Below are 17,638 nucleotides of genomic sequence, written 5' to 3'. Positions count from 1 at the left end.
GAGCCGGCCACTGTAGTCAGGTTGTGAACCGATAGTGAAAAACTTGTTAACTCGGTCAGTTGGTTGAACGAATGGATGGATGCGGTCTTCGGGCCTAGCCGTGCGCTCTGCTTGGCCGTAAGCTGCGCGAGCCGAAGATGGCCGTTACTGTGTGCGGAGGAGTGCCCATGCGAATTTTATTGGTTGAAGACAACCGCGATATCCTCGCCAATCTGGCGGATTACCTGGGGCTTAAGGGTTACACCGTGGATTGCGCGCAGGACGGCTTGTCGGGGCTGCACCTGGCGGCGACCGAGCATTACGACTTGATCGTGCTCGACATCATGCTGCCCGGCATCGACGGCTACACCCTGTGCAAACGCCTGCGTGAAGACGCTCGCCGCGATACGCCGGTGATCATGCTGACGGCCCGGGATCAACTGGATGACCGGTTGCAGGGCTTCAAGTCCGGCGCCGACGACTACCTGATCAAGCCGTTTGCCTTGTCCGAACTGGCCGCGCGCATCGAAGCGGTTATGCGTCGTGCCCAGGGCGGCGGGCGGCGTGCCTTGCAGGTCGGCGACTTGAGTTACGACCTTGATACCCTGGAAGTGACCCGCGAAGGCCGTTTGCTCAAGCTCAACCCGGTCGGCCTCAAGTTGCTGGCGGTGCTGATGCAGAAAAGCCCCCATGTGCTGCGCCGCGAAATCCTCGAAGAAGCCCTGTGGGGCGATGATTGCCCGGACAGTGACAGCCTGCGCAGCCACGTTCACCAACTGCGCCAGGTGATCGACAAACCATTCGCCAAGCCTCTTCTGCAAACCGTGCACGGTGTGGGTTATCGCTTGGCCGAGGGCCGTGATGGAGTTTAAGCAGAGCCTTGCTCAACGGATCATCATCGCCTTTGCGCTGATGAGCGCACTGGTGGCAGGGGCCTTCGCCATGGGGATCGTGGCGACCGTGCACCTGGTGGAAGAGAAGCTGATTTCGGCTGGCCTGGGCGGCGATTTACAACGCCTGTTGCTGATGGACAGCGTCACGGACTGGAGCCATCGCCCGGAACCGGATCAGTTGTTTTATTTCAGCGGCGGGCCGGGGGACTTCGAGCTGCCCAAGGATCTGCGTCATCTGGACTCCGGTTTCCACGAGGTCTTTCGTGAAAATCTGTCGTACCACGCGATGGTCGAAATCGTCGACGGCCGGCGCTACGTGCTGTTGCAGGACCAAAGTGATTTCGAAGAGCGTGAGCGCGTGCTGTTTGCCGTGGTGCTGGTGGGCTTCGTACTGAGCCTGGCATTGGCGGTATTTCTTGGCTGGATCCTGGCGCGCAAAGTCATGGCGCCCGTGGTGCGACTGGCCCGGCAAGTGCGGCATCGCGATCAGTTATTAGGTCTGGCACCGCCATTGGCGCCGGATTATGCCGCGGATGAAGTGGGCGAATTGGCTGTGGCCTTCGACGCCACCCTCGGCCGTTTGCGCCAGGCTTTGACCCGTGAGCGCTTGTTCACCAGTGACGTCAGTCATGAGTTGCGCACGCCGCTGATGGTCCTGGCCAGCTCCTGCGAGTTGCTGCTGGAAAACCCTGGCATCGACCAGCGCGGTCGGGCCCAGGTCGAGCGTATCGCCCGGGCCTGTGAGGAAATGCGCGAACTGGTGCAAACCTTCCTGATGCTCGCCCGCGCCCAGCGGGAAGACGCCAGCATGGCGCCGCAGCAGACTGTCAGTCAGGTCGCCGACGGGCTGCTCAGCCTGTGGCGTGAGCCGATCGAGTGCAAGGGCCTGGCCCTGAATTTCGAACCTGGCACTCCGTCGAACAACCGCTACAACGCGACCTTGCTGCATGCAGTGATGGGCAACCTGTTGCGCAATGCGCTGCACTACACCGAAACCGGCTTTATTCGCCTGACGCTGACCCACACCGGGTTTATGGTCGAGGACAGCGGCGTCGGCATTCCTGAGGAGAAACGCGAGGCGATGTTCGAGCCTTTCGTGCGGGGCAACGAGAAGCGCGGCGAAGGCCTGGGACTGGGCCTGTCGCTGGTACAGCGCATCTGTGAGAACCAGGGCTGGACCGTCAGCCTGACCACCATGGAGCCCAATGGCTGCCGCTTCGAGGTGGAGTTGGGTAAGCCTCGGGTCTGATGATGCGAAAAGATCGCAGCCTTCGGCGGCTGCGATCTTTGAATGGTGGCCCTGCGCTACTGTCGGCCCCCTGTAAAACGTTGAAATACTTCGCTGTTTTACACAACGAAGTTTTCACAAAGTCATGACCTGACGCTGACACGGCGCTACCTAACGTAGGTGTCATCAGCAATTCAGGAGACTTTGATGATGGCAGGCCCGATCAAACTGGATTTTTCCGAGAAGTATGATGATCAACATGCGCAAAAATATTTGCGCAAGCATCAGGACGGTCTCGGCCGTCGATTGTCCCATTGGCGTGACGAGCAGTTGGCCCGCAAGGCGCTGACTCTGGCGGGTGATCCCGGGCTGGTCCTCGATTTGCCATGCGGCGCGGGGCGTTTCTGGCCTTTACTGGCAGAAAAGCACAACCGCGTGATCATCGGAGCCGACAACTCCGAGTCGATGCTGAAGATTGCTACCCAGGCACAATCTGCCGAAGTGGTAAAACGGGTACAACCCTTGCACACTTCTGCATTCGACATTGCTTTACCTGATAACGCCGTCGACAGCATTTTCTGCATGCGTTTGCTCCATCACATCGGTGAAGCCGAGCATCGACTGGCTATCTTGCGCGAATTTGAGCGTGTCACCCGCGACAGCGTGATCCTTTCGTTGTGGGTGGATGGAAATTTCAAGGCCTGGAAGCGCAAGCGCGCCGAGAAAGCGCGTGGGCAAGAGGGTTACCAAAATCGCTTTGTGTTACCAGCGGCTACGGTTGAAAAGGAATTCGAGCAAGCGGGTTTCCGTATTCAGGAACAACTGGACTTCATACCGCTGTATGCCATGTGGCGGGTTTACGTATTACGCAAGAGGTAACAGGATGGCAGTGCAATATGCAGCAGAAACGGAAGTCGCTCCCCAGGACCGCTTCGACTATTTCTGGAATCAGCGCGGTGAATGGGTAGAAGAACCCAACGTTCGTCGCGGTGGTGAAAGTGGCGTGCAGCGCGTCCGGAGCAGTGACGGGCAACTGCTGTATGCCAAGCGCCAGACCGGGCATATCTATCGCAGTTGGCTACACCCCTTTGGCCGGCCGACGGTGTTGCGCGAGCGTGATGCGCTGATCGGCTTGACCGCACTGGGTGTGCGCGTACCGGAAATGGTGTTCTGCGGCGCTCAGCGCGACCCGGTGCACAAATGGCGTGCGTTGCTGGTCACCAAGTCCCTGGACGGTTTCGAAGAAATCGAACACTGGTACGCCGGTGGCGGTCGCGAGCGTCATGGCGAGGCTGTGCACGAGCGCGTCCTCAAGGAACTGGCCGAGAACCTGGCCCGCATGCACAAGGGCCGCTGGCAGCATAGCTGCATCTACATCAAGCACGTTTTCGTGCGGGTTGTCGGTGAAGGCGAGGCCGCCACCGTTGAAGTGGCGTTGATCGATCTGGAGAAATGCCGCCAGCGCCTGACCGCCCAGCGCGCTGCTGCCCATGACATGAAGCAATTGCGTCGCCACTCGTCGTTCAGCGATACAGACTGGAAGAATCTGGTCTATTTTTATGAGACGGCGTTTGGCAGCGCTATCAAGGGTTTATAGCGATGAAACTCGAAATTGCACGAGGTGTGTTTCTTCTAGGAGCCTTGGCAGTTGCTTCATTGGCGGTGGCGGCTTGGGAGCAGCCCCGCACGCAAGTCCTCAGTGCAGTGAACGGTGACGCTCACTGCCCGTTGCCACGGGTTGCCAAAGCAACCGTGGCCACACAACCTGATCATGACTTGTTACTGTTCATGTTCGGACTATCACAAGGATTGAGGCCGCAAAGTTGAACAGATTGAAGCCAAAATAAAAGGCCTCGCGGATGCGGGGTCTTTTTTTTGCCTGATCGTTCCCACGCTCCCGCGTGGGAATGCAGCCAGGGACGCTCTGCGTCCCAAAGCGTGACGCAGAGCGTCACAAGAGGCATTCCCACGCGGAGCGTGGGAACGATCAGGGCGGGGAGGGTTTATCGGGTTTGGCCAGTAGCGTGTAAATGCACGGCAACACGAACAAGGTAAATAATGTCCCGATCGACATCCCCGTGGCGATCACCGTGCCGATATCGAACCGGCTGACCGCGCCCGCGCCGCTGGCGAGAATCAACGGCACCATGCCAAACACCATCGCCGCGGTGGTCATCAACACCGGCCGCAGGCGAATGGCCGCCGCTTCTTCTACCGCTTCGCGCGGGCTCAAACCCTTTTCCTTGCGCAGCGTGTTGGCGAACTCGACGATCAGGATCCCGTGCTTGCTGATCAACCCGATCAGCGTCACCAGCCCGACCTGGGTGTAGATGTTCATGCTCGACCAACCGAGGAACAGCGGAATCAATGCGCCGCAGATCGACAGCGGCACGGTCACCAGAATCACCAGCGGATCGCGGAAGCTTTCGAACTGCGCTGCCAGCACCAGGAAAATGATCGCCAGCGCCAGGGCAAACGTCACCCACAGCGCGCTGCCTTCCTGGACGAATTGCCGTGACGTGCCGCCGTAGTCGAAGGCAAAACCCGCCGGCGCCTCTTCCTGGGCGATCTGGCGCACGGTGTCGATGGCCTCACCCATGCTGACCAGCGGGAACCCGGTCACGGCTGCCGCGTTGAGTTGCTGGAACTGGTTCAACTGCCGTGGCCGCGCCCGGTCGGTGACCTTGATCAGGGTCGACAGGGGCAGCAGTTCGCCCGCGGTGTTCTTGACGTAGTAATTGTTCAGCCAGTCCGGGTTGTCCCGATACGCCCGCTCGACCTGGGCGATGACTTTGTAACTGCGCCCTTCAATGGTGAACCGGTTGATCTCCGCCTCACCCAGCAACGTCGCCAAGGTACCGCCCAGATCTTGCATCGACACGCCCATCTGCGCCGCTTTGGCGCGGTCGATGTCCACCACGATTTCCGGTTTATCGAATGCGAGGTCGATGTCGACGAAAGCGAACTTGCCGGACTCCAGCGCCCGTTTTTTCACCCGGTCGGCCACGTCCAGCAGCGACGCGTAATCGTTGGCGGTGTTGATGATGAACTGGAACGGCAAGCCTTCACCGGTGCCCGGCAGGGAGGGCAGGTTGAAGCCGAAAATCTGCAAACCGGGAATGTTCCCCAGCCTGGCCTGGACCTCGGGCAGGATCTGCATTTGCGTACGGCTGCGCTCGTTCCACGGTTTGAGCAGGAAACCGCCGATACCCGATTGCACGCCGTTGAAACCATTGATCTGGAACGAGGAGTAGTACTCGGGAAACTCCTTGAAGATCTGGATGAACTCATCGGTGTAAGCGTTCAGGTAATCGAGGTTGGTGGGCTGCGGGGCGTTGGCCATCATGAAAATGATGCCCTGGTCCTCGTCCGGCGCCAGTTCCGACTTGGCAAACTTGAGAAACACCGGGATCAGGCACAGCACGATCACCGCGAACACCAGCACCACCGGCCGGGTATTGAGCGTGCCGTGGAGCATGCGCTGGTAGCGGCGCTTGAGGCCTTCGAAAATCAGGTCCAGGCGATGGGCCAGGCCACTGGGGTTTTCGTCGTGGCGCAGCAAAAAGGCGCACATCATGGGTGACAGCGTGAGGGCGACGACACCCGAGATCACCACCGCGCCGGCCAGCGTCAGGGCAAACTCCTTGAACAACGCCCCCGTCAGCCCGGTGAGAAAACCAATCGGCGCATACACCGCCGCCAGGGTGATGGTCATGGACACCACCGGCATGGCGATTTCCCGGGCGCCTTCAAGGGCCGCGTCCAGCGGTGTCTTGCCTTCCTCGATGTGCCGGTGAATGTTTTCCACCACCACGATGGCATCGTCCACCACCAGCCCGATGGCCAGCACCATCGCCAGCAGGGTCAGCAGGTTGATCGAGTAACCCATCATCTGCATGAAGAACATCACGCCGATCATCGACAGTGGGATGGTCACTACCGGGATCACCACCGAACGCAGGGCCCCGAGGAACAGGAACACCACCACAATCACGATCAGCACCGCTTCGAACAGGGTCTTGATCACCTCGTTGATCGAGGCCTGGATAAACAGCGTGGCGTCGTAGGCAATTTCGCTTTTCAGGTTGGGCGGCAGCTGGGCTTCCAGCTCCGGCATGATCTTGCGCACTTCCTTGATCACGTCCAGCGGGTTGGCGCCGGGGGTGGCCTTGATGCCGATGTACACCGACGGCGTGCCACCGAAAGAGCTGATGGCGTTGTAGTTTTCGGCACCCATCTCGACCCGCGCCACATCGCTGAGCAGCACGCGGCTGTCACCCGACACCTTGAGCGGAATCGCGGCAAAAGCCTCGGCAGACTTGAGTTCAGTGTTGGCGTTGATGCTGGTGACCACGTACTCGCCTTTCACTTCGCCGGCGGCGGAGAGGAAGTTGTACTGGCGCACCGCGTTGGTCACATCGCTGGCGCTCAAGCCAAAACCGGCGAGCTTCACCGGGTCGAGCCACAGGCGCATGGCGAACACCTGGTTGCCGAGAATCTCGGCTTCGGCCATGCCGGGCAGTGTCGCGAGTTTTGGCTGGATCACCCGGGACAGGTAGTCAGTAATCTGCGGGTTGTTCAATTCCTTGCTGAAGAAACTGATGTACATCAGCGCCGAGGCGTCAGCGGCTTCCTTGCTCAGCACCGGGTCTTCGGCGTCCTGGGGCAGCTTGTTCTTCACCTCGTTGGCCTTGGCCAGCAACTCGGTGAACAAGCGGTCGCTGTTGGAACCGATGCGCGCGTAGATCGAGATCACCGAGAAGTTCTGGCGACTGACCGAGGTCATGTAGTCGATGCCCTCGGCGCTGGCCAGGCTCTGCTGCATCGGTTGGGTGATGTAGCCCTGGATGGTTTCGGCGTTGGCCCCGGGGTAGGCGGTGGTCACCGTGATCAGGGCGTTTTCCATTTGCGGGTATTGGCGCAGCGGCAGCTTGCTCCAAGCCTGGAAGCCCAGCAGCACAATCAACAGGCTGACCACGGTGGCGAGCACCGGGCGGCGGATGAACGGATCGGTAAAAGCCATGAGGATTCCTTGATCAGTCAGTGCGTGGCTGACTGTTCTTATCGGTCAGGGTCTTGTCTTCGCTGATGGCAATGTGCGCGCCGTTGTCCAGTTTGATCTGGCCGGCCGTGACCACTTGTTCGCCGCTCTGCACGCCTTTGTTGATCATCACCAGGCCATCACGGCGTTCGCCGGTTTCGATGAACCGTCGTTCGGCGATCAGGACCGGCTGGCCCTTGTCGTCTTTTTCGACACTGCCATCCTCGGCTTTCTTCTGCCCGACCACGTACAGCGAGTTGCCGTAGAGGGTGTAGGTGATCGCGCTTTCCGGCACGACGATGTGTTGTTGCGGGTCCGGCAGCATAACTTGCAGGCTGGCGAACATGCCCGGCAATAACTTGCCATCCGGGTTGGCCAGGGTTGCGCGCACGAGAATGTTGCGTGTGGTGTTTTCGACCTTGGGGTTGATCGCGCTAATGGTGCCGGGGAAGTTTTGCGTCGGGTAGGCTGAGACGATGACCTGCACCGGTTGGCCGAGGCCGATTTTAGGCACCGATTGCTCGGGCAGGAAGAAGTCGACATAGAGACTGCTGAGGTCTTGCAGGGTGGCAATCATCGTACCGCTGGCGAGGTAGTCGCCGACGTCCACCTGACGAATGCCGATGGTGCCGCTGAAGGGCGCGAGGATGCGTTTCTTCGCCAGGGACGCCTTGAGTTGATTGACCGTCGCCTTGTTCTTTTGCAGTTGCGCCGAGAGCCGGTCGTACTCACCTTTGGAGATGGCCCGGCTGTCGACCAATTGGCTGCCACGACCGAAATCCAGCTGCGCCAGCCCGAGGTCAGCCTGGGCGGTTTCGAGCAGCGCGCTTTCGACGGCGCTGTCCAGTTGCAGCAGCGGTTGCCCGGCCTTGACCTTCTGCCCCGACTGGAACATCAGGTCCTTGACCGTACCCGAGATCTCCAGACTCAGGTTCACCCCTTGCAATGCCTTGAGCGTGCCCACGGTGGGCAAGCGCATTTGCCATGGCTGTTCGGCGGCCGTGGCCACGGCGACGCTGATGGGCGGTTTCGGCTTGGAAAAACCCTGGATCATCGTGTAAATCGAAAAGGCCTTGTAACCGCCCAGGGCCAGCACGATCAGCAACACAACACCCAACATGATCAGCATGCGGCGACGCAGCATATTTCCACTTCCTTGGAGAAAATCAGGCGAGACAGGCGGGAACATTACTCCGAGTGGGAAGGGGAATCCAACTGCCACTTATTACAGTCTGTAATGGGAGGAATATAAAACCTGTGGCGAGGGAGCTTGCTCCCGCTGGACTGCGTAGCAGTCCCATTTTTTAGGGCCGCTTCGCAGCCCAGCGGGAGCAAGCTCACTCGCCACAGGGTAAGTCCATCACCCGCAAGAGGAGAATCAGATCAGGTGCAGGTGGTTATCCCAAAGCCCCGCCGGCAGCTCCAGCGGTTTTGCAACCAAATCTGTCTGACGGCAATCGTAGTACCGGCAACGTCCCTGACCCGAGGTCACGACAAACCCGTCCGCCACCGCACCAACCCCGGCACAATCCGGCAACGGCGCATCCAGGCGCACTTCGCCGCTGTCCAGGTCCCAGATGAAAAAGCGATTACCCCGTGGCGCGGTCAGCGCGACCAGCCGCAGTTCGCTGTGCACCGCGACGCTGGCGGTGTAGTGCCCCATGGCCTGCAACTGGTGCTCCGGCACCGGGAACGCCACGAACGGCTGGCCCGGACGCTTGATCGCCAGCAACTCCGACGACTCATGGGACGGCCCCATGAATTGCTGGCTGGCGAGGATGGTGCCGTCGCTGGCAACCCCCAGGTGACGCACGCTGTTCATCTGCTGGGCGAGGGTTTCCTTGCTCAGCAACGTACCGTCGCGCTGCATCAACACCAGGCTCGGTTCCATCGCGTTGAGGTTCATCTCGACCCGGCTTTCGGCCTCGGTGCGAATCCCGCCGTTGGCCACCACCAGGGTTTCGCCGTCGGGCATCCACGACACCTGATGCGGGCCGACGCCATGGGTTGGAATCTCACCGCTGTGGATAAGTCGCTCACCTTCGAACTTATACACACCCAGCAAGCCACGACCCGGATCGCTGGTGTCGTTCTCGGTGGCGTACAAGAACTCGCCATCCTTGTGAATCACCGCGTGCCCGTAGAAATGCCGGTTCGGCTGGGACGTTACGGTTTGCAGCAGCGTGCCGTCACGCAGGTCGATCAGGTAACTCTCGGTGCCCGGACGCCGGGCGACAAACAGCGCAATCGCCAGCGTCGGGTGATTGATGATGTCGTGGCAACGCTGGCCGACCTGGGTGGCGAACACCCGGGTGCCGTCCAGCCGATAGCCGACGGCGTAATGCTTGCCGTCGGTATCGTCCCGCGCCGACAGCAGCAGCGGGCTCTTATCCTTGTGCTTGAACAGCGTCCAGCCGCCCAGTGTCACTGCTCCCAGCAGCAAACTACCTAAAGTCAGAGCCTGACGTCGCAGCATGGCACTCGCCCTCATCAGTCACCGTCGTTGGCGTTGAAGCCCAGTTGGATGCCCAGCGCCTTGGCCAGTTCGCCTTCGTGCAGGCGATGGACGACGTTGAGGCTGTCGTAGATATCGTTGAGTTGCTGGCGACCGGCATCGTCGTTGAGCATTTCGGTCAGCGAGCGCTGGTTGCTGGCGAACAGTTTCAGCGAGGCGGCGTAGGCGACGTCGATCTTGTCGGCCAACGGTTTCTGATCGCTCGGCAACAGGCCGCGCAGGCCTTTGTTGTCGACCCCGACCCAAACGGTTTGCGCCGCGGCCAGGCTGGCTTCCAGACCCTGCAACGACGACTGGCTGCGCCACGCATCAGCCTGGAATGGCTGCGGAATGCCCTTGGTCTGGCGACCCATCGGCGTGCCGAGTTTTTTCTTCAGGGTGTCCAGCGCGGTGACCTGTACCCGCAGCAGATCGGCGATCGCTTCGTGGGAATCGGCGTAGCGCTGGTTCGGGAATTTGCTCATCTGCGCGAGCATGCCGTCGTTGGTGTTCCAGCGCGACAGGATCTCTTCAGCCAATTGCTTCTGGCGTTCGCCGATGGCGGTCAGGAGTGGGCAGTATTTGGCTTTCTGGGCGGCGTCGGCCAGGTCGACCTTGCTGTCGAACAGGATGTATTCGTAGGCCGACAGGCCCTGAACCACCACGCTCGATTTGGCCAGGGCTGCCGCATCGATCTGCGGCTGGGCGGTGACCAGTTGCTCGACCTGACGGCCCACCAGGTTTTTCTTGTCCGGCCAGAACTGCACCTGCCACGCACGATTGCCCTCGGCCAGCGGCCCGATCAGCAACGGTTGCAGCTCGGCCCAGGCTTTCTGCGCGTGCAGGAAGTCCTTGCGAGCGGTGTCGAGGTCTTCCTTGCCTTCGCAGTAGGCGAGGGCGCTGACGGCGAGTTGGCGGTCGGCTTCCACCCAGCGGCTGTAGGTCGGCAGAATCACTTGCTTGGCGATGGCCGCCGACGTAACGGCTTGCGGGTCCTGGGGCGAACAGGCGCCGAGGGCGAGCGCTGCAAGGCTGGTGAACAACAATTTGGGACGGAACATGTCGGGCTCCCGATTCTTTTAAGTGCTTAGAGAGAATTCAAAAACGCCAGCAACGCAGCGCGCTGCTCGGCATTGAAAGACAAAACCTGTTGCTGCGCCGCGCTCGCTTCGCCGCCATGCCAGAGCACGGCTTCAAGCAGATTGCGCGCACGGCCATCGTGCAAGAACTGGGTGTGGCCACTGACCGCTTGCGTCAGGCCGATGCCCCACAACGGCGGGGTGCGCCAGTCGCGGCCACTGGCCTGGAACTCGGTGCGGTTATCCGCCAGGCCGTCGCCCATGTCATGCAGCAGCAGATCGCTGTAGGGGCGAATCACCTGATTGGCCAGTTCAGGCTCTGCGGCATTGGCGGCGGTGGTGTATTTCGGGGTGTGACAGGACTGGCAGCCGGCCTGGAAAAACAGATTCTTGCCCGCTAGTACTTGCGGCGTGCCGACATCGCGGCGGGCCGGGACGGCGAGGTTACGGCTGTAAAACAGCACCAGTCGCAGAATGTTGTCGCTGACTTCCGGCTCGCCGTTCGGGCCATTGCCGTTGGGTGCTTGCTTGCAGGCGGTTTGCGCGTCGGTGCAGTCATCGAAGGGCCGCAGGCTGGTGGTCAGGCCCATATCACCCGAGAACGCGTGAACATTCTGTTGATTGAGGTTGGGCTGCCCGGCCTTCCAGCCGAAGCGGCCGAGGACGGTTTTCTGTTGGACGTCATCCCAGACTTTGTTCGGGCGACCGGCGATGCCGTTCTTTTCTTTGGCCTGGGCCTCGACGTTGGCCAGGATCGCTTCGTCGGGGATCGCTTCGAGCAGGCCCAGGCCGATCATCGGCGGAGCAACCCGTGCCGAGAAGCGGGTGTCCGGGTGCATCGGGCCGTAGCCCAGTTGGGTGATCTGTAAGGTCGGCTTGCGCAGCTCGACTTCGGTGCCGTCCTTGAAGCGAACCGGCACGGGCGTGTAGTCGACCCGCACCTTGCCTTCCGGCGCGACGCCGGGCACCGACATGTCCTGCAACTGACCGCCGTAGACCGGCTCGGGCACCACGCCCAGGTGCTCGATGACTTTGGCGTAGGTCGGTGCATCGGGGATCGACAGGCGTACCAGCATCGACACCGCATTGTTGGCGTTCGGTGTCGGCGGATGACCGCGACCGTCCTTGATGTGGCAGTTCTGGCAAGCGTTGGTGTTGAACAATGGGCCGAGGCCATCCCGGGCGGTGGTGGTCGACGGGGCGATCACCCAGGGGCTGCGGAAAAAGCTGTTGCCGACGCTGAAATCCACCCGCCGTGACGGCGGCAGATTGGCCGAGGGCAGGGAAAATGCGTTCTGATCGGTCTTGCGCACCGTCGCGCTGCCACCGGACCGCGCTTCACCGGGATCGGCCTGGGTAAAACGCGGGGCGTCATCGCAGGCACTCAGGCCCAGGGCCATGAACAGGGTGCACCAACGAAGAGGCAACGACGGCATCAGGTTTCCTGAAAGACGAGCAAAACAAGGGCGCAAAGTCTAACAGGGCGGGGGAAATTGAATAAGAGGAATTATCGTTTGGTTGATGTGGGACATGGTTTTCCTGCACACCACAGTTCCCCTGTGGGAGCGGGCTTGCTCGCGAAGGCGCCATCACATCCAACATATTTGGTGACTGATACACCGCTTTCGCGAGCAAGCCCGCTCCCACAGGGATTGTGTTCGGGCAGGCATGAAAAAGGCGACCCGAAGGTCGCCTTTTTTTGTCACTCAGCCCGCGTTGATCAGAATTCGTGATCAGCGTTGTCCGGGTTCAGGTCGCTGATGCCCAATTTGCCAGCGGCTTGTTCGATCGAGCCGGTCTGCTTGACCAGCGACGCGATGGCGTCACGCACGATCTGGTTGCCGGCGGTGTTGCCGGCGGCGATCAACTGGTCGTAGTGCTCACCCTTGTTGGCGTGATCGACCATGACCTGGATCTTGGCTTCGGTGGCGGCCAGGTCGGCTTTCAGGGCGGTGTCGGCAGCCGGGTCGGCTTTGGCCACCAGGGACGACAGGCTCGCGCCGGTCATTTTGGTGCCGTCGACGCGGGTGTATTCGCCCAGGTACACGTTACGCACGCCTTTGGCATCGTAGAAGTGCGAGTTGTGGGTGTTGTCGCTGAAGCAATCCTGTTCGTCTTCCGGAGAGTTGGCTTCCAGGGAAACCTTCATGCGCTCGCCCGCCAGTTCGCCCAAGGACAGGCTGCCCATGCCGAACAGCATTTTGCGCAGGCCGGTTTCAGCAGGCTCGGCTTCCAGGGTGGCGCGGTAGTTGTCGGCCACGTTCGGCTTCCAGTTACCGACCATTTCTTCCAGGTCGCTGACCAGCAGTTGGGTCACGGATTTCAGGTAGGCACGGCGACGATCGTTGTGACCGCCCGTTGCGCCTTTGCCTTCCAGGTAGTCGGAAGCAGGACGGTTGCCGGCGCCAGGGCCGGTGCCGTTCAGGTCCTGGCCCCACAGCAGGAATTCGATGGCGTGGTAGCCGGTGGCGACGTTGGCTTCGGCACCGCCCAGTTCGTTCAGGCTGGCGAGTTTTTCCGGGGTGATGTCTTTGACGTCGACCTTGTCTTCGCCGACCTGGACTTCGGTGTTGGCGATGATGTTGGCGGTAGCGCCCGGGTTACCCAGTGCGTGTTCGTAGGACTTGTCGACGTAGTCGATCAGGCCTTCGTCCAGTGGCCAGGCGTTCACCTGACCTTCCCAGTCGTCGATGATGGTGTTGCCGAAGCGGAACACTTCGCTCTGCAGGTAAGGAACGCGAGCGGCGACCCAGGCAGCCTTGGCGGCTTTCAGGGTCTCGGCGTCCGGCTTGGCGAGGAAGGCGTCGACGGCGGTTTGCAGGGTTTTCGCGGTAGATTCGGCATCGCTGTAAACGGCGAAGACCATGTCGGCGTAATGCGCGACCACGGCTTTGGCGGCGGCTTCGTCGACTTTACCGGCGGCGGCTGGCGCAGCAGCCGGGGCCGCAGCAGTGGTGCTGGCGGCCGGCGCAGGCGTTGGCGCAGCGGCGGTCTTGTCTTTGCCTTCACCGCAACCGGCGAGGGAAATAGCGATGGCCAACAGACTGGCGGTAGCCAGAGGCATACGAATCATGGCGAACATCCTGCTTCGATAGGGGGTGGAATGGCGCTGTGGGCGCGCAAAACTGCGACATAATGCAAATCTTTCGCATTATGTGTAAAGGGTTGTGCTTGGAAATATTTCGTATTTAGCGAGCGGTTGCGCTGGATCAAGGTTCCAGACGCAACCGTCGTTTCAGAGGATGGCCGCGTTACTGCGCTGGGCCTGCTTTAAATAAGCGCTCAACTCCCGCGCTGGCAGCGGTTTGCTGTAGTGGTAACCCTGACCTTCGTGGCAGCCTTCGGAAATGATGTAGGCCTCTTGCTCGGCGGTCTCCACGCCTTCGGCAATTACCTGCATGCCCAAGCTTTTGCCCAATTGGATGATGGCTCGAACGATGGTGGCATCGTCGTCGTCATCCAGCAGATCTTGAACGAAGCTCTTGTCGATCTTGATCTTGTCCAGCGGCAGGCTTTTCAGATAACTCAGCGACGAGTAGCCGGTGCCGAAGTCGTCGATGGCGATCAGCGCGCCGGAGCGACGCAGGCTCAGCAAGTGCTGGGCGGCGGTGCTGATGTCTTCCATCAGGCCGGTTTCGGTGACTTCCAGCTCCAGGCTGCGGGGCGGCAGGCGGTAGATTTGCAACAGGTTGTTAACCACCCGTGGCAACTCCGCGTGGTGCAGTTGCACGGTGGACAGGTTTACCGCCATGCGCAGGTCGGCGAAACCCTGGTCATGCCAGTCGCGCAATTGTTTGCAGGCCTGATCCAGCACCCACTCGCCAATGGCAATGATGGTGCCGTTCTGCTCGGCCAGGGGGATGAACAGGTCCGGCGGCACCAGCCCGTGTTCGGGGTGTTGCCAGCGAATCAAGGCCTCGACGCCGACCACCCGGTGATCGCGGTAGCTGATCTGCGGTTGGTAGACGAGGTAGAACTGGTCGCGGATCAGGGCATCGCGCAGGTCTTTTTCCAGTTCGCGGCGACGGCGCATCTCGCTGTCGACGCTGGCGATATAGAACTGATAGCGGTTGCGCGAGCGAGTCTTGGCCAGGGTCATGGTCTGCTCGGCTTTTTGCAGCAGCTTCTCGGTACTGTCACCGTCCTCGGGGAACAGGGTGATGCCGATGGTGGCGCGCAGGCGGATTTCCTGATGATCGAGGGCAAACGCCGCTTCCAGGTCATCGAGAATGCTTTGCGCCAGTTCAGCCGCTTCGTAAGGTTGTTCGATGTCGGCCTGGACCAGCGCGAACTGATCGCCACCGAGGCGGGCGAGGGCGCCGAGGCGACCACTGTGGGCGCGCAGGCGATCGGCCAGGGCCAGCAACAATTGGTCGCCGGTCTGGTAGCTGAATTGTTCGTTGATGCCCTTGAAGTCGTCGAGGCCGACGACCAGCACCGCGACCCGACGCTGCAACTTGCCGGCGTCCACCAGGATCTTGTCCAGTTGTTGCTGCAATTGCTGGCGGTTCGGCAGGCCGGTGAGGAAATCGTACTGGGCCATGCGCAGCAGGCTGTTTTCCGCTTCGTGGCGCAGATGCGTGTTGCGCTCGATGGACTCGAGCAACTGGTTGGCGGTGTTGATCCAGATCCCCAGTTCGTTCTTTTCGTGGCCCTTGAGCTGCGGAATCTTGTGTTCGCTGGGGCGGTCGGGGTTGATTTCGGTCAGGTGCTCGATGATCCGCGACAGCGGCTTGGTCAGCAGCCAGTGGTAAACCAGGTACAGCACCAGGCCCATGGCGAGGGCGCGCAACACCCCGGAAATGAAGATGATCACCGAGCTGACAATGAACCCCTGGCCATAAGTGGCGGTGTCGAGGGTGATGCTCAGGTCGCCGTAATACTCGCTGTAGGGCCCGCGACCCACCAGTTGGGTGGTGAAGGTGCGTTCCTGGCCGAGGATCAGGTCGGTCAGCCAGCGGCTGTTGGAATGCTGCAACTCGCGGGATTTCTGCGCGAGCATGGCTTCATTGGGATGACCAATGGAGGCCTGGCGCACGGCATCGTCCTGGAACAGGCCTTCGATTACCTGCATACCCATCTCCCGGTCCAGGCTGTAGACGGCCTGGGTCGAGGGGTCGCGGAACATGTCGAGGATGCGCTGGGCATCACCGGCCACGGCCTGGCGTGTTTTATAGGCATCGAAAACGATCTGCGCGCAGCTCAAGACCACGCCGACGATCAATGCCGACAGGAGCACGACCCGGAGCAACTTCACCGACAAGCTGTTCTTGAGTTCCAGCTTCAAAGGGTTATTCCTTGTTCCGTGCGGGTAGCATCAAGTTGCCATGAGTATTGGCAATCCCGTGATGGCAGTCAAAGGGACAATTCAGCTCAGGGGATTTTGCCTGTAGCTTGGCCAATATGCTGGGGTTTCGAGTATTTGTCCTATTTGTACTGTGTCGGTAGTTTTGGCCTTCAACTTGAGGGGGATCGGGACTATTTTTCCTTTGGGTTGATGTTAGTCCGCTGTGGCGTTGGGGCAAGGGGGTGTTGGCTTGTTTCATCGTAGGAAAATGCGATTTGAGCGGTTCGGTCAAAATCATTGTTGCCTGGGCTGCCGTCTTCGCGAGCAAGCCCGCTCCCACAGGGGGAATGCATTCCAAAATGTGGGAGCGGGCTTGCTCGCGAAGGCGTCCGCACAGATAACGAATAGGTCTGTTTAAACAGCGATGAAAAAACCAGACCTTTCCCACGAGGTTTTCAGGTTGCCCGTAGGAAGCGGGTTCAATAACCTTTTGGGTGTCGCTGAAAACTCAGTGATCGGGTGTGAGAACCCGGCAACTTATGGTCATACAGCACCCGTACACGCATAATTGCCGCCAGCTTATCCTGTCGTAAATGCGTTATGGCGGCTGTGTGCGGGCAGACTTCGGTCTGGCCCGGGTGTCCATAACCGGTTTCTCACCCCGCACATAGCTGCCACCTCTCTACCGCGTGAGAACGGTAAGTGGTGGCCCTCAACGCGTGAGGAATTTTTATGGATAAATTAATCCCAGACCCACCCTACAAACCCGACACCATGTTCAATGTCTCCCTGGACAAGAACATCGAATCCCTCCTGGCCCACGCCTGTGAATCGTTAGCCTCGGCGAATGTCCTGGCCAGTGATTTTGCCACCTACCTGAGCGGCTCCCAGCGCAGTACGGCAATGGCGATTGCGCAGGTGGTCATGCTGGCGCAACTGGCGGTTAACCGGGCGTTGGATATTGTCGATCCGCAGGGTTAGGCATTCCGTCAGGTAGACCGCGTTATCGTTCTTCGCGAGCAAGCCCGCTCCCACAGGGATTGAGGGTGCAAATGGACTTTGTGTATGGCACAGATCCAATGTGGGAGCGGGCTTGCTCGCGAAGGCGTCATCACTAACGCTAAAAGCTTCGCGGGCAAGCCTCGCTCCTACGGGGCAGTGGTGTTGCCCAGCGCCCATAAAAAAACCCCGGCATAAAAGCCGGGGTTTTTTCTTGGGCATCGATCTTAAGCGGTGAAGGTTTTGCCTTCGAACTGCTCAGCCACGAATTTCCAGTTGACCAGGTTCCAGAACGCTTCGACATACTTCGGACGAACGTTGCGGTAGTCGATGTAGTAAGCGTGTTCCCAGACGTCGCAGGTCAGCAGCGGGGTGTCGCCGTTGGTCAGCGGGTTGCCGGCGCCGATGGTGCTGGCCAGGGCCAGGGAACCGTCAGCCTTTTTCACCAGCCAGCCCCAGCCGGAACCGAAGGTGCCGATCGAGGTTTTGCTGAATTCTTCTTTGAACTTGTCGAACGAACCGAACGAAGCGTTGATGGCTTCAGCCAGCGCGCCGGTAGGTTGACCGCCGGCGTTTGGCGCCAGGCAGTTCCAGTAGAAGGTGTGGTTCCAGACCTGAGCGGCGTTGTTGAAGATACC

Annotated in this window: 14 protein-coding genes; 6 read left to right on the top strand and 8 right to left on the bottom strand. The window is 60.3% G+C overall.

Annotated elements, in window-relative coordinates:
- Positions 1 to 167 precede the first annotated feature (167 nt).
- The 5 genes from colR to ACIQY3_RS12900 all read left to right on the top strand — a co-directional run bounded on the left by colR (position 168) and on the right by ACIQY3_RS12900 (position 3,927).
- Positions 168 to 851, top strand: a complete 684-nt coding sequence (colR, locus tag ACIQY3_RS12920) for a two-component system response regulator ColR (RefSeq protein WP_054045155.1) — start codon at positions 168 to 170, stop codon at positions 849 to 851.
- Entirely contained in the window at positions 841 to 2,121 is a 1,281-nt protein-coding gene (locus ACIQY3_RS12915) for a sensor histidine kinase (RefSeq protein ID WP_403019811.1), read from the top strand. Before colR ends, ACIQY3_RS12915 begins: the two co-directional genes overlap by 11 nt.
- Before the next feature lie 189 nt (positions 2,122 to 2,310).
- Positions 2,311 to 2,979: a class I SAM-dependent methyltransferase gene (locus tag ACIQY3_RS12910; RefSeq protein WP_403019980.1), complete on the top strand. Its 669-nt coding sequence runs from the start codon at positions 2,311 to 2,313 to the stop codon at positions 2,977 to 2,979.
- 4 nt (positions 2,980 to 2,983) lie between these two features.
- Entirely contained in the window at positions 2,984 to 3,697 is a 714-nt protein-coding gene (locus tag ACIQY3_RS12905; protein ID WP_403019810.1) for a lipopolysaccharide kinase InaA family protein, read from the top strand.
- Between the two features lie 2 nt (positions 3,698 to 3,699).
- The gene (locus ACIQY3_RS12900; protein ID WP_082356595.1) at positions 3,700 to 3,927 is read left to right on the top strand and encodes a hypothetical protein; all 228 of its coding nucleotides are present in this window, start codon (positions 3,700 to 3,702) and stop codon (positions 3,925 to 3,927) included.
- A gap of 160 nt (positions 3,928 to 4,087) precedes the next feature.
- On the opposite strand, the gene ACIQY3_RS12895 is transcribed toward ACIQY3_RS12900, so the two are convergent.
- The 7 genes from ACIQY3_RS12895 to ACIQY3_RS12865 form a co-directional block, all read right to left on the bottom strand.
- Positions 4,088 to 7,123, bottom strand: coding sequence for a multidrug efflux RND transporter permease subunit (locus tag ACIQY3_RS12895; protein WP_403019808.1), 3,036 nt, complete (start codon positions 7,121 to 7,123; stop codon positions 4,088 to 4,090).
- 13 nt (positions 7,124 to 7,136) lie between these two features.
- Entirely contained in the window at positions 7,137 to 8,285 is a 1,149-nt protein-coding gene (locus tag ACIQY3_RS12890) for an efflux RND transporter periplasmic adaptor subunit (protein WP_403019807.1), read from the bottom strand.
- Between the two features lie 234 nt (positions 8,286 to 8,519).
- Positions 8,520 to 9,617 carry a DUF1513 domain-containing protein gene (locus ACIQY3_RS12885; protein WP_403019806.1) on the bottom strand — a complete coding sequence of 366 codons (1,098 nt, stop codon included), beginning with the start codon at positions 9,615 to 9,617 and terminating at the stop codon, positions 8,520 to 8,522.
- 14 nt (positions 9,618 to 9,631) lie between these two features.
- The gene (locus ACIQY3_RS12880) at positions 9,632 to 10,696 is read right to left on the bottom strand and encodes an imelysin family protein (RefSeq protein ID WP_403019804.1); all 1,065 of its coding nucleotides are present in this window, start codon (positions 10,694 to 10,696) and stop codon (positions 9,632 to 9,634) included.
- Positions 10,697 to 10,722: 26 nt separating this feature from the next.
- Entirely contained in the window at positions 10,723 to 12,150 is a 1,428-nt protein-coding gene (locus ACIQY3_RS12875; RefSeq protein ID WP_403019803.1) for a di-heme oxidoredictase family protein, read from the bottom strand.
- 284 nt (positions 12,151 to 12,434) lie between these two features.
- Positions 12,435 to 13,787: an imelysin family protein gene (locus tag ACIQY3_RS12870; RefSeq protein ID WP_403019801.1), complete on the bottom strand. Its 1,353-nt coding sequence runs from the start codon at positions 13,785 to 13,787 to the stop codon at positions 12,435 to 12,437.
- Positions 13,788 to 13,949: 162 nt separating this feature from the next.
- Positions 13,950 to 16,001 carry a bifunctional diguanylate cyclase/phosphodiesterase gene (locus tag ACIQY3_RS12865; RefSeq protein WP_054045139.1) on the bottom strand — a complete coding sequence of 684 codons (2,052 nt, stop codon included), beginning with the start codon at positions 15,999 to 16,001 and terminating at the stop codon, positions 13,950 to 13,952.
- Positions 16,002 to 16,733: 732 nt separating this feature from the next.
- Here ACIQY3_RS12865 and ACIQY3_RS12860 point away from each other — a divergent pair.
- Entirely contained in the window at positions 16,734 to 16,982 is a 249-nt protein-coding gene (locus ACIQY3_RS12860) for a DUF6124 family protein (protein ID WP_403019799.1), read from the top strand.
- A gap of 245 nt (positions 16,983 to 17,227) precedes the next feature.
- Here the strand turns inward: ACIQY3_RS12860 and ACIQY3_RS12855 are convergent.
- Positions 17,228 to 17,638, bottom strand: a 411-nt coding sequence (locus tag ACIQY3_RS12855) for a superoxide dismutase (RefSeq protein WP_403019798.1), incomplete at its 5' end; no start/stop codon positions are given.

The organism is Pseudomonas sp. NPDC096950 (genome assembly GCF_044762525.1).
Classification (GTDB): Bacteria; Pseudomonadota; Gammaproteobacteria; order Pseudomonadales; family Pseudomonadaceae; genus Aquipseudomonas.
This window is presented reverse-complemented; position numbering and strand designations above follow the sequence as displayed.